This is a genomic window from Pseudomonas abyssi (genome assembly GCF_003444685.1).
GTDB classification, from domain to species: domain Bacteria; phylum Pseudomonadota; class Gammaproteobacteria; order Pseudomonadales; family Pseudomonadaceae; genus Halopseudomonas; species Halopseudomonas abyssi.
In genome coordinates, this window is record NZ_LMAZ01000003.1 from 449,589 (window position 1) to 462,927 (window position 13,339).

Annotated in this window: 14 protein-coding genes; 9 read left to right on the forward strand and 5 right to left on the reverse strand. The window is 63.9% G+C overall.

The window, feature by feature from the left end; translation table 11 throughout:
• Positions 1-6: 6 nt before the first annotated feature.
• The 3 genes from ASB58_RS12745 to ASB58_RS12755 form a co-directional block, all read right to left on the reverse strand.
• Positions 7-765, reverse strand: coding sequence for a PilW family protein (locus ASB58_RS12745; protein ID WP_118131106.1), 759 nt, complete (start codon positions 763-765; stop codon positions 7-9).
• Entirely contained in the window at positions 762-1,226 is a 465-nt protein-coding gene (gene pilV, locus ASB58_RS12750) for a type IV pilus modification protein PilV (RefSeq protein WP_118131107.1), read from the reverse strand. Before pilV ends, ASB58_RS12745 begins: the two co-directional genes overlap by 4 nt.
• 181 nt (positions 1,227-1,407) lie before the next feature.
• Positions 1,408-2,376 carry a 2-hydroxyacid dehydrogenase gene (locus ASB58_RS12755; RefSeq protein WP_118131108.1) on the reverse strand — a complete coding sequence of 323 codons (969 nt, stop codon included), beginning with the start codon at positions 2,374-2,376 and terminating at the stop codon, positions 1,408-1,410.
• A gap of 65 nt (positions 2,377-2,441) precedes the next feature.
• Between ASB58_RS12755 and ASB58_RS12760 the strand changes: the two genes are divergently transcribed.
• Positions 2,442-3,074, forward strand: coding sequence for a LysE family translocator (locus ASB58_RS12760; protein WP_096003244.1), 633 nt, complete (start codon positions 2,442-2,444; stop codon positions 3,072-3,074).
• A gap of 16 nt (positions 3,075-3,090) precedes the next feature.
• Here the strand turns inward: ASB58_RS12760 and hemH are convergent, their stop codons facing one another.
• Entirely contained in the window at positions 3,091-4,113 is a 1,023-nt protein-coding gene (gene hemH / locus ASB58_RS12765; protein WP_118131109.1) for a ferrochelatase, read from the reverse strand.
• 27 nt (positions 4,114-4,140) lie between these two features.
• Positions 4,141-5,043, reverse strand: coding sequence for a TIGR01777 family oxidoreductase (locus ASB58_RS12770; RefSeq protein WP_118131110.1), 903 nt, complete (start codon positions 5,041-5,043; stop codon positions 4,141-4,143).
• Between the two features lie 222 nt (positions 5,044-5,265).
• On the opposite strand from ASB58_RS12770, the gene ASB58_RS12775 reads away from it, so the two are divergent.
• The 8 genes from ASB58_RS12775 (at position 5,266) to ASB58_RS12810 (ending at position 13,339) form a co-directional block, all read left to right on the forward strand.
• Positions 5,266-6,240: an NAD(P)/FAD-dependent oxidoreductase gene (locus ASB58_RS12775; protein ID WP_118131111.1), complete on the forward strand. Its 975-nt coding sequence runs from the start codon at positions 5,266-5,268 to the stop codon at positions 6,238-6,240.
• Between the two features lie 135 nt (positions 6,241-6,375).
• Complete coding sequence (locus ASB58_RS12780) at positions 6,376-7,341, forward strand: YbgA family protein (protein WP_096003248.1); 966 nt, start codon at positions 6,376-6,378, stop codon at positions 7,339-7,341.
• Between the two features lie 61 nt (positions 7,342-7,402).
• Entirely contained in the window at positions 7,403-8,827 is a 1,425-nt protein-coding gene (gene phrB, locus ASB58_RS12785; protein WP_118131151.1) for a deoxyribodipyrimidine photo-lyase, read from the forward strand.
• Entirely contained in the window at positions 8,824-9,255 is a 432-nt protein-coding gene (locus ASB58_RS12790; protein ID WP_096003249.1) for a nuclear transport factor 2 family protein, read from the forward strand. Before phrB ends, ASB58_RS12790 begins: the two co-directional genes overlap by 4 nt.
• Positions 9,252-10,031 carry an SDR family NAD(P)-dependent oxidoreductase gene (locus ASB58_RS12795; protein WP_118131112.1) on the forward strand — a complete coding sequence of 260 codons (780 nt, stop codon included), beginning with the start codon at positions 9,252-9,254 and terminating at the stop codon, positions 10,029-10,031. Before ASB58_RS12790 ends, ASB58_RS12795 begins: the two co-directional genes overlap by 4 nt.
• Positions 10,031-11,278, forward strand: coding sequence for an NAD(P)/FAD-dependent oxidoreductase (locus ASB58_RS12800; RefSeq protein ID WP_118131113.1), 1,248 nt, complete (start codon positions 10,031-10,033; stop codon positions 11,276-11,278). Before ASB58_RS12795 ends, ASB58_RS12800 begins: the two co-directional genes overlap by 1 nt.
• The gene (locus ASB58_RS12805; protein ID WP_118131114.1) at positions 11,278-12,087 is read left to right on the forward strand and encodes a DUF1365 domain-containing protein; all 810 of its coding nucleotides are present in this window, start codon (positions 11,278-11,280) and stop codon (positions 12,085-12,087) included. Before ASB58_RS12800 ends, ASB58_RS12805 begins: the two co-directional genes overlap by 1 nt.
• The gene (locus ASB58_RS12810) at positions 12,068-13,339 is read left to right on the forward strand and encodes an SAM-dependent methyltransferase (protein WP_118131115.1); all 1,272 of its coding nucleotides are present in this window, start codon (positions 12,068-12,070) and stop codon (positions 13,337-13,339) included. Before ASB58_RS12805 ends, ASB58_RS12810 begins: the two co-directional genes overlap by 20 nt.

Here is a 13,339-nt window from a genome sequence, read left to right on the forward strand (position 1 = left end):
ACTCCCTTATTGATCTGGTCGATTGCGCAGGCGCGTCACCTGCGTATAACGCTGGGTGAGCAGGCGTCCGGCCTGCGGACTGCCCGGGTTATCACTGAGCGCCAGACTCACCCGCACACTGCGCAAACGGGGCTGCTCCCCGGGCGTGAGCGTGGACTGGTAGCGGCCACCGGCATCTGGCATATCTGCGTTGGCGGCCAGGGCAAACTGCACGCGAAAATCCACCACCTGCTCGATCAGCGTTTCAAAGTTGCCGCTACCATTGAGGCGCACCTGCACCCGGTCGCCCTGCTGACGGTATTCGAGCTGACGAAGCGCCAGCAGCCAGTCACCAGGCTGCACTTGCAGCTCATCTTCGGCGATGGTCACACGGTCCCGGCAATTGCCTGCCACCAGCCAGCGCGCGCCAAAGGTGCCGGGACGATAGCCGGTGGGGGCATTGGTCTGGACTCGGACCGGTAAGGCGGTAACGATCTGCAGCACACCGCCCTGGTAACTGACCGGTTGGGCCAGTGGTGCTGGCAACGCGATACCCGGGCTAAGCTGCAGGTTGAGACACCCCTCACTGCCCGCCGCGCGCAAGTCCGCCGCCAACCGCCCCATCAGGTAGCGCGCATCCTCCTGCAACTGGTTGCCGTGCCGCAGCAGCACCAGGCTGTCGCGACTACCCAGCAAGGTCTGCATCAGGGCCATGGTCAACAGCAGTCCCAGCGCCATGGAAACCAGCAGCTCGACCAGGCCAAAGCCGCTCGGCCGGCCGTTCACGGCTGCGCTCCGATCCGCACATCAAGCTGCAGGCGGGCCGTTCCCTGCTCGCTGATCCGCGCCTGTGACCAGCGCACCAGCACCCGCGCCACGCCCTGCTCGACCGTCACCCGCGCTTCGCCTTCGGGCAGCTGGCAGGTCACGGCGCTGGCAAAATCAGCGCGATCCTGTTGCAGCACAGGCAGGTTTTCCACGCTCTGTTCGGGACACTCTCCGCTGACAGTCATGGCATACAGCGGCAAGGCACCACGGTTGGCACGCATGCGCTCAAGCAAGTCATTGGTCATCAGCAACGCCTGGGCACGGTGGGCGCTATCGGCGCTGAAGCGCAGGGCATTGAGCTGCAAGCCGATGGCGCCGAACACCCCAAGGGTGGTCAGCAACAGCGCCACCAGCACTTCGAGCAATGAAAATCCGCGCTGGGCCGGCGGGCCGCAGACAGACGAGTGATTGGCCGGCATGGGGCAGGTCCTTGTGCCAATGGACCTGCGCAGCAATGCCTGCAGGCCCTGATTCCGTGGCGGATCAACCGGACTGCAGCTAGCCGGCGAACGTCATCCGATGACGTCGTTCACCGTAAAAGGAGGCATCCGCGCAACCATCACCCTTTTGGGTGAGGGCGGCGACGGAGGTGTGAGGGAGTTAGCAGATGCCGACCTGACGAAGCATCTGGCCGTCGGCAAAACCCAACAGGTTTTCGCGCAGTTGCTCGACAATACGCTGGCGCGCCTCGCGGCTGCCCCAGGCGCTGTGCGGGGTGATGACCAGATTCGGTAAATCAGCATCAAGCAGCGGATTGCCATCGACCGGCGGCTCGACCGTCAGCACATCACAGGCCGCACCGCCCAGGTGCCCGGAGCGCAGCGCCGCCGCCAGCGCAGCCTCATTGACCAGACCACCGCGACCGGCATTGATCACCAGGCTGCCCGGCTTCATCAGCGCCAGCTCGGGCGCGCCGATCAGATCCCGGGTTGCCTCGGTCAACGGGCAGTGCAGGCTGAGTACATCAATCGCTGGCAGAAAGTGCTCGAGTGCCGGGCGCCCTTCACGCTCACGCCCGGGCAACGCGCCCACCAGTACGCGCATGCCAAAGGCCTCGGCCAGCCGCGCGACCGCTTGCCCCAGCTCGCCGTAGCCAAGAATACCCAGGGTCCGGCCAGACAGCTCGCCGATGGGATAATCCAGCAGGCAGAACTGCTCGCTACGTTGCCAGGCGCCGCCGCGCACGGCCTCACGGTAGGACTCGAACCGGGTAATCAGCACCAGCATCAGCATTAGCGTGTGCTGCGCCACCGCCGGGGTACCGTAGGCCTGGCAATTGCACACCACGATGCCCTGCTCACGCGCCGCCTCTAGGTCGACATTATTGGTGCCGGTTGCGGCAATCAGGATCAGCTTCAGCTGCGGGTTTGCCTGCATCAGCGCACGGTCAATCACCACCTTGTTGGTAATCACCACCTGCTGCCCCTGCAGCCGCTCGCTGACCTCACTGGCAGCCGTGCGCGGATAACTGGTGAAGACACTCGCGGTGCCTTCCAGCCCACTCAGATCCAGGTCGCCCTGGTCGAGGCTGGCACGATCGAGAAAAACGGTGGAGAGACCTTCTTGCATGCTGGCTGTACCTATGTTGCAGGGAGACGGCGCAGTATAATCGTCCGCCCACAGGAGGACCTGCAATGTATTGGAATGAATTTGCGCTGGTGGCACTGGTCCACCTGCTCGCGGTGATCAGCCCCGGACCGGATTTTGCCGTGGTCATTCGCAACAGCGTCAGCGCCGGGCACCGCGCCGGCCTGTACACCGCGGTCGGTGTTGGCTGCGCCATTTTCCTGCACGTGACCTACTCGCTGCTGGGCATTGGCCTGATTGTGTCGCAGTCGGTCTGGCTGTTCAATCTGCTGAAGCTGGTCGCCGGCGCCTATCTGCTCTACATCGGTTTTCGCGCGTTGCGCGCCCAGCCGGCCTCGGCGGACCAGCAGGTTAGCAACCAGCACAGCATGAGTGCCGCGCAGGCGTTTCGTCAGGGCTTTATCACCAATGGCCTGAACCCCAAGGCGACACTGTTCTTCCTGTCGCTGTTCACCGTGGTCATCAGCCACGACACCCCGCTACTGGTACAAGCCGGCTATGGCGTTTATACGGCGGTAGCGACCGGCGCATGGTTTTGCCTGGTGGCCCTGCTGTTCAGCCGCGATGCGGTGCGTCGCGGCTTTCATCGCATGGGGCACTGGTTCGATCGGATGATGGGCGGCGTGCTGATCGCCCTGGGCCTGCATCTGGCCCTGTCGCAGTGGATCAAGCGCGGTTGATGGCAATGCGGCAGGCTCACGCCTGCCGCGGGGTCTCCCGGCACCAGTCAGCGAGCACCTGAACCCATTGCGGGTCGTCATTCAGGCAGGGGATCAGCACCAGCTCCTCTCCGCCGGCAGCGACAAACTGCTCGCGCGCGCGATCGCCAATTTCCTCCAGCGTCTCGATGCAATCAGCCACAAATGCCGGGCAGGCAACGAGCAGCCGCTTGACGCCCTGCGCAGCCAGCTCGTCGATCCGCGTCTCGGTATAGGGCTCAATCCACTTGTCACGACCCAGGCGGGACTGAAAAGCCATTGACCATTGCTGTGGCGCCAGCTCCAGGCGGGCCGCCAGTTCGCGGCTGACGTGGCTGCAGTGCGCACGATAACAAGTGGCGTGAGCAGCGGAAGCACGTTCGCAGCAGTCGCCGGACGCCAGGCAGTGAGTACCGGTCGGATCGGCCTTGCGCAGGTGACGCTCGGGCAAGCCGTGGTAGCTCAGCAGCAGGTGATCAAAGCCCTGCGCCAGATAGGGCCGCATGCTGTCGGCCAGGGCGGCCAGATAGTCGGGGCGATCATAAAACGCCGGCACCACGTTCAGGCGGATATCCAGACCATGCTGCTTGATCACCCGCTGCGCCTCCTGCACCGAGGTGGTAATGGTGCTGTCGGCGTGCTGCGGATACTGCGGCATGAACAGCACCTCGCGCACACCCGGCCGCGCCGCCAGTGCCAGCAGCCCCCGCTCGATGGAGGGCTCGCCATAACGCATCGCCAGTTCGACCGGCATATCCAGCTGTTGCTGCAACGCCTGCTGCACCCGGCGACTGATCACCACCAAGGGCGAGCCGTCCTCCCACCAGATTGAGGCATAGGCATGCGCCGAGGCCTTGGGACGCGTGAGCAATATCAGGCTGACCAGCAACCGGCGCGCAGGCCAGGGCAGGTCTACCACGTAGGGGTCCATCAGAAACTGATTCAGATAGCGCCGCACATCGGCCACCTGGGTACTCTTTGGCGAGCCCAGATTGACCAGCAAAACCCCACGTTCAGACATTCACTCACTCCAACGGATCAACAACCATCATTTTTGCTTTTGCAGCACTTGAGCCAGTGCGGTCTCAAGATGCGGGTAACGAAACACAAAGCCTTCCTGCTCCGCCTTGGCCGGCAACGCGCGCTGCCCGGTCAGCAACAACCGCGACATCTCGCCCAGCGCCAGCTTCAGCACAGGTGCCGGGGCCGGCAACACCGCCGGCCGGCCAAGCGCCCTGCCCAACGCACGGCTGAACTCCCGGTTGGTTACCGGCGTCGGCGCGGTGCCGTTATACACCCCGCGACAGTCAGGACGCTCAATCAGCCATTGCAACAGCGCCTCGACATCACTGTGATGCACCCAAGGCATGTACTGCCGCCCAGACCCTAGCGGGCCGCCCAGCCCCAGGCTGAAAGGCAGACGCATGCGCTGCAAAAAGCCGCCATCGGGCGCCAGCACCAAACCAATACGCAACACACAGACCCGCATGCCGTAAGATGCCGCGCGGCGCGCCGCCGCCTCCCAGGCATCGCACAGGGTGTGGGTGTATTCTACCTTCGCCGGGCTGGTCTCGGTCAGCGGCGTATCGCCACCGTCACCGTACCAACCCACCGCCGACGCCGTAACCAGTACCTCGGGGCGCTGTGCACGCTGGCCAAGCCACTGCACCAGCTGCTCAGTCAGGGTCACCCGGCTCTGCCACAGCAGTGCCTTGCGCTCAGTGCTCCAGCGCCGGTCCGCCACGGGAGCGCCAGCCAGGTTGATCACCGCGTCCAACGGGCTATCATCCAGCTGCTCCAGGCTGGCGACGCCGCGCACCTGTGCACCGCACAAGCTGGCAACGTCACCCGGACGGCGGCTCCACACCGCCACCTGGTGCCCTGCTGCTACCAATTGGCGACACAGTTGCCGCCCGATCAGACCGGTACCGCCGGTCAGTAATACATTCATAAGGACTCCCTGTCGTCAGCACTGCGAGCCGCCACACTAGGGCCTGACAGCCCATGGGGCAAGCGCGGGCACGCCAAACTGCCAAATGGACAACATGCGAGACAACGGCGACACCGACGACGCACAAATTTTTATACAAACAGCATGCCCATGTATAGCTTTTCCTGTTCCGCCGGGGTAAAACGGCCCCATACAGCGACCTGAACAGGACCAGATCACATTATGAGCGTAGCCGTAATCGGCGCCGGCATCGCCGGCATCAGTGCCGCCAGTCACCTGCACGAAGCCGGCGTTAGTGTCCACATCTTCGACAAGAGCCGGGGTACCGGTGGCCGAATGAGCAGCAAGCGCACCGAACAGGGTGAGTTTGATATCGGCACCCAGTACTTTACCGCTCGCCACAGCGCCTTCCGCGCAGCCGTCGAGTACTGGCAGGAACAGGGCTGGATTACCCGCTGGCAGCCGCGCCTGTATCGCATCGATGAACAGGGCCTGCAGCGCTCCGACGATGACCAGCCACGCTATGTCGGCACACCTCGCATGACCGCACTGAGTCGCGGCCTGCTTGGCGACATGCCGCTGCACAGCGCCACCCGCATTGCCGCACTGCAGCGGGCCGAGAGCGGCTGGCTGCTGGTTGATACCAAGGCGCAAACCTATGGTCCCTACCAGCAGGTTATCGTTGCCACCCCCGCCCCTCAGACAGTGCCCTTGCTGGAGGCCGCCCCGGCGCTGGCCAATGCCGCCAAGCAGGCGCAAATGGAGCCGGGCTGGGCCGTCTCGGTCGGCTTTGAGGCGCCACTGGCCGTCGAGCTGGACGCCGCCTTTGTACGCTGCGGCCCGCTCGACTGGGTTTGTGCCAACCACAGCAAACCCGGACGCAGTGAGGCGGCAAACTGGGTACTGCAATCCACGCCCGCGTGGGCGAGCGATCACCTAGACACCCCAGCGCATGAGGTTGCGCAGCAGTTGGTCGACGCCCTGGCGCAGGCGCTCGGCATCGCGCTGCCGGCCATCCGTTTTCTGCACGCCCACCGCTGGCTCTATGCCCGACCTGCGGACGACTGCGAATGGGGCGCACTGGCGGCCCCCGACCTAAACCTGTACGCCTGCGGGGACTGGTGCCAGTCCGGCCGCCTTGAAGGCGCCTGGCTGAGCGGTCGCGAGGCCGCCCAGGTACTGCTCGGCAAACGCTGAGCAGTCAGGTTTGCAGCGCCAAATCAGTACAGCTGGTAACAGCTGACAGACGAAAGGTGAAAAAACTTATACAAAAATAGCCAAATCAGTCTTATCCTTGTACAAAAGCGATTCAAGCTGTACAGGAGACACGCCATGCGATCTGCCAATTCTGCACGCATCCCCGTCGGCATCAGCCAATGCCTGATGGGTGACCCGGTACGTTTCAACGCTGGCCACAAGCACTCGCGCCTGTGCACCGACCACCTGGGCACCCTGTTTGAGTTGCGGCCCTTCTGCCCCGAAGTCGCCATTGGCCTGGGCACCCCGCGCAAGCCCATCCGGCTGGCCGGCGACCCGGCAGCGCCTCGCGCGGTCGGCACCGTGGATCACACCCTCGACGTGACCGACGCCCTGCAGCAATACGCCGACGATGTCTCCGTACTCTGCGAAGAGTTGTGCGGCTTTATCTTTATGCAAAAGTCACCCAGCTGCGGCATGGAGCGAGTCAAGGTTTACGAGCCCAATGGGCATCCCGCACCGGCCACCGGCCGGGGCATCTTCGCCGCTCGGCTGATGCAGGCCAATCCGCTGCTGCCGGTTGAGGAAGAGGGACGCCTGAACGATCCGGTGCTGCGCGAAAACTTCGTCAACCGTGTCATCGTTTACTCGGATTGGCAGCAACTGCTGCGCGACGGGCTCAGCGCCAGCCGCCTGCTCGCCTTTCACGCGCGTCACAAATACCTGCTGATGGCACATCAGTCACCCAGCTACCGTCAGATCGGGCAGATGCTGGCCAACCCGGGGCGCGGCGCCGCCTTGCGTGACACCGCCAACGCCTACTTCGCTGAACTGATGGCCGCACTGCGACGTCCCGCCAGTCGAAGCGGACACAGCAACGTGCTACAGCACGTCGCCGGGCACTTCAAGAAAGTACTCAACCCGCCGGAAAAAGAAGAGCTGCAGCAGCTGATCAACCACTACCGCAGCGGGATCGTGCCGCTGGTCGTGCCGGTTACTCTGCTGCGCCACCATCTGCTGCGCCATCCCGATCCCTATCTGCTGCAACAGGCTTACCTGCAGCCGCATCCGCCTGAACTCAGCCTGCGCAACGCGATATAACGATGAATACCCTGACCCGTCACTACAGCCGTCACACCGGAGACCGCGCATGAGCAGCCCCCTGCAACTGTGCTGGCTGCGTGGCGATCTGCGCCTGCACGACAACCATGCACTCTGGCACGCCAGCCAGAAAGGCCAGGTGCTGGCCGTGTTTATCACCACGCCGAACGACTGGCGCGCCCACGACGACGCACCGATCAAGATCGATTTCTGGCGCCGCAACCTGGTGGCGCTGCAAGCACAGCTCGCTGAGCGCAACATAGCCTTGCGCGTGCTGCAAGCCGAGGCCTGGGACGATTGCCCCGAGCTGCTCGTCGAGCTGGCGCAGGAGCTGAAGGCCAGCGCCCTGCACTTCAACAACGAATACGGCCTGCACGAGCAGGCCCGCGACGCCGCCGTTGCGGCGATCTTCAAGGACGCAGGTCTGGACTGCCAGCGCTATACCGACCAACTGCTGTTCGAGCCAGGTAGCCTGACGACGCAGAACGGCACCATGTACAAGGTGTACAGCCAGTTTCGCAAACAGGCCTATGCCAGCCTCCATCGGCGTCTGCCGGACTGTCTGCCCGCGCCCAGGCGCCAGCCGCCGCATGCCATTGAGAGCGATCAGCCGGCGGCCGGCTTTGACTCGTTCGAGCGCCCAACTGATGACCAGCAGGCACTATGGCCTGCCGGTGAAGAGGCCGCTCTGGAACGCCTGGAACACTTTTGCGCCGACCTGTTGCAAGACTACGCCGAGGACCGCGACCGCCCCGACCTGGATGCCACCAGCCGCCTGTCGGCCTATCTTGCTGCCGGCGTACTCTCGCCCCGCCAGTGCCTGCACGCAGCGCTACGCGTCAACCAGGGCGAATTTGACGGCGGCAACCCCGGCGCCGTGAGCTGGATCAACGAGCTACTCTGGCGCGAGTTCTACAAGCACATTCTGGTCTGCTATCCGCGTGTTTCCCGGCACCGTGCCTTCCGCCCGGAAACCGAGTCGGTGCGCTGGCGCAACGACCCCAAGGGCCTGGCCGCCTGGAAAGAGGGCCGCACGGGTATCCCGCTGGTCGATGCCGCCATGCGCCAGCTGCTGGCGACCGGCTGGATGCATAACCGGTTGCGCATGGTCAGCGCCATGTTCCTGACCAAAAACCTGCTGATCGACTGGCGCGAAGGCGAGCGCTGGTTCATGCAGCACCTGATCGACGGCGACCTCGCAGCCAACAACGGCGGCTGGCAGTGGAGCGCCTCGACCGGCACCGATGCCGCGCCCTACTTCCGCGTATTCAATCCGGTCAGTCAGTCCGAGAAATGCGACCCGGACGGCAGCTTCATTCGCCAATGGCTGCCGGAACTGGCCGGGCTGCCTGCGCGCGACATTCATCTGCCGCCCCAGGCCGACCTGTTTGCCGACAGGCCTGCCTACCCTGCCCCTATTGTTGACCTGCGCAGCAGCCGTCAACGGGCCATCGACGCCTTCCGCGAAGCAGGAGAAACCGCATGATCAGTCAACAGCAGATCGATGCCTTCGCCCAGGGCTTCGCCAGTCTCAATCGCGACAACCTCGAACGCCTGGCCGAGCTGTACCACCCCGAGGTGCAGTTCACCGACCCGCTGCATCAGGTGCATGGTCTGCCTGCGCTGGAGGCTTATTGCAGCAACCTTTACAGCAATCTGAACAGCGTACGCTTTGAATTCGGCCAATGCTCGCCGGTGGATGACGAGCAGGCGCTGCTGTGCTGGACCCTGTACTACCGCCACCCCCGACTGGCCGGCGGACGCGAAGTCAGCGTTCCGGGCGTAAGCCAGGTGTGGTTCCGCGACGCCAAGGTGTACCGACACCGGGATCACTACGACGCGGGCGCCCTGCTGTACGAACACATACCGCTGCTCGGCAGCGTCATACGCTTACTCAAGAGACGACTGACATGAACCATCAACGTAGAATCTGGTTAACCGGCGCCTCCAGCGGTATCGGCCTGGCACTGGCTGAGCAACTGGCCGCACAGGGCCACCGGGTAGCCATGACCGCGCGCCGCCGCGAACCCCTGCTGGCACTGGCCGAACGCTACCCCGATCAAGTCCTGGTGGTCACCGCCGACCTCACCGATATCCACGCCGTGCGCGAGGCAGCAGAGCGTATCGATACCGCCTGGGGCGGCCTGGACTGGGCTATTCTTAACGCTGGCACCTGCGAGTACATGGAACTGCCGCACTTCTCCGCTGCCCTGCTGGGCCGGGTCATGCAAGTAAACGTGCAGGGCACCGCCAACTGCATCGAGGCAGCCCTGCCGTTGCTCCGACGCAGCAGCGCGCCGCGTCTGGCGGCGGTGGGCAGCAGCGTGACCTATCTGCCGCTGCCACGCGCCGAAGCCTATGGTGCCTCCAAGGCCGCCGTGCGCTACCTGATGCAGTCGCTGGAGCTGGACCTGGCCGAAGAAGGCGTGGCGGTCACCCTGGTCAGCCCCGGCTTTGTCGACACCCCGTTGACCGCCAAAAACGACTTCGCCATGCCGATGCGCGTCAGTGCAGAAGAAGCCGCCCGCCGCATACTGCGCGGGCTGGAGCGCGGCCAGCGGGAGATCCGCTTCCCCGGACGTTTCATCAGCGTATTGCGCCTGATCGCTGCACTGCCGGCCGGGATACGCGTGGCCTTGACCCGTCGCCGTCGCAAACCTGAAGTCGGCGCACGACAGGAGCTCAACTGATGCGTATTGCTGTTGTCGGCAGCGGTATTGCCGGCCTGGTGGCGGCGCACCTGCTGTCGCGTCGCCACGAAATTACCGTGTTCGAAGCCAATGACTGGGTCGGCGGGCACACCCATACCGTCGATGTCGAGGTGGCGCAGCAGCGCTACGCCATCGACACCGGGTTTATTGTGTTCAATGATTGGACCTACCCCAATTTCATTCGCCTGCTCGACAAACTCGGCGTGGCCTCGCAGCCCACCGAGATGAGCTTCTCGGTGTGCGAACCGGCCAGCGGTCTGGAATACAACGGCAACAACCTCAACAGCCTGTTTGCCCAACGCAGCAACCTGCTGTCGCCCAGTTTTTTGCGCATGCTGTTCGATATCCTGCGCTTCAACCGCGAAGCCCTGACCGATCTGGAAAAGCCGGAAGCCAACACCCAGACCACCCTTGGCGACTACCTGCGCGAGCGCCGCTACAGCCGCTGCTTTATCGACCATTACATCGTGCCTATGGGATCAGCCATCTGGTCGATGTCCCTGCGCGACATGCTGGACTTTCCGCTGGCCTTCTTTGTCCGCTTCTTTCACAACCACGGACTGCTGTCGGTCAGCAATCGGCCACAGTGGCGGGTTATCCAGGGCGGCTCGCGCAGCTACGTTCCGGCGCTGACCGCGCCCTTCGCCCGCAACATACGCCTGAACTGCCCGGTCCAGCGCATTCGCCGCGATGCTCAGGGCGTCAGCATCATCAGTCGGCAGGGCGAGGAGCGCTTTGATCGGGTGATACTCGCCTGTCACAGCGACCAGGCGCTGAACCTGCTGGAGCAACCCAGCGACGCAGAGCAGGCCATTCTTGGCGCCATTCGCTACGCCGACAACGACGTGGTCCTGCATACCGACACCAGTCTGTTGCCAAGCCGGCGACTGGCCTGGGCCAGCTGGAACTACCGGCTCGGTGGCGATCCGCATAATCCCGCCGCGCTGACCTACAACATGAACATCCTGCAGGGCATACAGGCGCCGGAAACCTTCTGCGTCAGCCTCAACCAGACCGAGCAGATTGATCCCGCGCGCATCCTGGCGCGCTTCAATTACGCCCACCCGCAGTTCAGCCAGGCCGCGAGCGCTGCCCAGCAACAATGGGAATCACTGCTTGGCGAGCAGCACACCTTTTTCTGCGGCGCCTGGTGGGCCAACGGTTTCCATGAAGACGGGGTGGTCAGCGCCCTGCGCGTGGCAGCCCACTTCGGAGAGCGCCTCTGATGCCCCTTGCCAGCGCACTCTACAGCGGCCAACTGCAGCACCGGCGGCATCAGCCGCGCGGGCATCAGTTCCGCTACCGGATCACCTTGCTACTGCTCGATCTGGATGAGCAACCCGAGGTATTCGGCCTGAGTGCACTGTGGAGCGGTCGCTGGTGGTCGCCGATGCGTTTTGTCGAGAATGACTACCTGCGTACCGAGCGCCAGCCAGAGGAAAACCTGAAAGCCTGCGCCCAGCGCCTGGTGCGCGAGCAGTTGGGCCTGACGCTAGACGGCCCGGTCCGCCTGCTGACGCAAATTCGCAGCTTCGGCATGCTGTTCAACCCGGTTTCGTTCTTTTATTGCCATGACCGGCGCGGGCAACTGCGAGCGATCATCTGCGAAGTCACCAATACCCCCTGGGGTGAACGCTTCAGCTACCTGCTGGAAACCGACCCCGAGCAGCCTCGCCAGCACTTCAGCCTGGCCAAGCGCTTTCACGTTTCACCCTTTTTGCCCTGCGACGCCGAGTACCAGATGCACTTCAGTACGCCGGCCGAGCGCCTGCAGGTGCGCATCGAGCACCATCAGGACGGCCAGCGGCTGTTCGACGCCAGCATGGGCCTGCAGCGCCAGCCGCTCAGCCCGGCGCTACTGCGCCGGGAGACAGTTCGCTTCCCCTTCATGGTGCTGCGTACCGTCAGCGGCATCTACTGGCAGGCCCTGCGTCTGCTGCTCAAAGGCATACCGTTGTTTGACCATGCGCCCGCCGCGCAGTCGGTGGCAGCGCATTCGCGCAAGGAGTCCGGACATGAAACCGAGCAGACCTGAACTCACCTGCAGCACCGCGCAAGAACGCGAGGGCTGGCTGCAACGCCTGTGCCGCCAGGCCGTGCTGTCTCGCCTGAGGCTGTTGCAGCGCGGCACCCTGCGACTGCACCTGGAGGGCGAAACCCTGGACTTTGGCCAGCCCGATCACGATGGCCTGCACGCCGACATTCGCCTGCACGATCCGGCCGCCTGGGGGCAGATTGCCTGCAATGGCAGTGTCGGTGCCGGCGAGGCCTACTTTCAGGGCATGTGGAGCACGCCAGACCTGACCGCGGTAACCCGCCTGTTTGTGCGCAACCTGGATGTGCTCGACGCCATGGAAACCGGCCTGGCACGGCTCGGGCAGCCGGCGCTGCAGTGGCTGCATCGTCTCAACCGCAACAGCCTGAAGGGGTCACGGCGCAATATCAGCGCGCACTATGATCTTGGCAACGACCTGTTCGAACGTTTGCTGGACCCCAGCATGATGTACTCGGCGGCGATCTTTGCGCCCGGCAGCGACGACCTGCACGCCGCCCAGCTGAACAAGCTGGAACGCATCTGCCGCAAGCTGGAACTGACTGCCGACGATCACCTGCTGGAAATTGGCACCGGCTGGGGCAGCATGGCCATCTATGCCGCCCAGCATTATGGCTGTAGGGTGACCACGACCACCTTGTCGCAGGAACAATACCGGCTGGCCGAGGAGCGTATTGCGCAAGCCGGCCTGCAGGACCGCATCACTTTGCTGCTCAAAGACTACCGCGAACTGGAAGGCCAATACGACAAGCTGGTATCTATCGAGATGGTCGAGGCCGTAGGGCACGCCTACTTTGCTACCTATTTCAAGGCCTGCGCCGCCTTGCTCAAACCCGATGGCCTCATGCTCCTGCAGGCCATCACCATCCGCGACCAACGCTACGAACAGGCACGTCGCAGCGTAGACTTCATCCAGCGCTATATCTTCCCCGGCGGCTCCCTGCCCTCAGTCAGTATCATCGGCGAGCTGACCCGGCGACATACCGATCTGGCCATGCTGCATCTGGAAGATATCGGCCTGCACTACGCCCGCACGCTCCGTCACTGGTACCACAACCTGCAGCGCTACCGTGGTGAGCTGGCGCAACTCGGGTATGATGACGCCTTTTTCCGACTCTGGGAGTTCTACCTCTGCTACTGCGAGGGCGGCTTCCGCGAGCGCGGCATCGGCACAGCGCAAATCCTGCTTGGCAAACCTGATGCGCGCCCTGGAGAAACCATCTTGGGGGAGTGA

Bases quoted from the DNA above. Each gene is read 5' to 3' on its own strand.
- pilV (WP_118131107.1), bottom strand. From the start codon at position 1,226: ATGCCGGCCAATCACTCGTCTGTCTGCGGCCCGCCGGCCCAGCGCGGA.
- ASB58_RS12755 (WP_118131108.1), bottom strand. From the start codon at position 2,376: ATGCAAGAAGGTCTCTCCACCGTTTTTCTCGATCGTGCCAGCCTCGAC.
- ASB58_RS12760 (WP_096003244.1), top strand. From the start codon at position 2,442: ATGTATTGGAATGAATTTGCGCTGGTGGCACTGGTCCACCTGCTCGCG.
- hemH (WP_118131109.1), bottom strand. From the start codon at position 4,113: ATGTCTGAACGTGGGGTTTTGCTGGTCAATCTGGGCTCGCCAAAGAGT.
- ASB58_RS12770 (WP_118131110.1), bottom strand. From the start codon at position 5,043: ATGAATGTATTACTGACCGGCGGTACCGGTCTGATCGGGCGGCAACTG.
- ASB58_RS12775 (WP_118131111.1), top strand. From the start codon at position 5,266: ATGAGCGTAGCCGTAATCGGCGCCGGCATCGCCGGCATCAGTGCCGCC.
- ASB58_RS12780 (WP_096003248.1), top strand. From the start codon at position 6,376: ATGCGATCTGCCAATTCTGCACGCATCCCCGTCGGCATCAGCCAATGC.
- ASB58_RS12790 (WP_096003249.1), top strand. From the start codon at position 8,824: ATGATCAGTCAACAGCAGATCGATGCCTTCGCCCAGGGCTTCGCCAGT.
- ASB58_RS12795 (WP_118131112.1), top strand. From the start codon at position 9,252: ATGAACCATCAACGTAGAATCTGGTTAACCGGCGCCTCCAGCGGTATC.
- ASB58_RS12800 (WP_118131113.1), top strand. From the start codon at position 10,031: ATGCGTATTGCTGTTGTCGGCAGCGGTATTGCCGGCCTGGTGGCGGCG.
- ASB58_RS12805 (WP_118131114.1), top strand. From the start codon at position 11,278: ATGCCCCTTGCCAGCGCACTCTACAGCGGCCAACTGCAGCACCGGCGG.
- ASB58_RS12810 (WP_118131115.1), top strand. From the start codon at position 12,068: ATGAAACCGAGCAGACCTGAACTCACCTGCAGCACCGCGCAAGAACGC.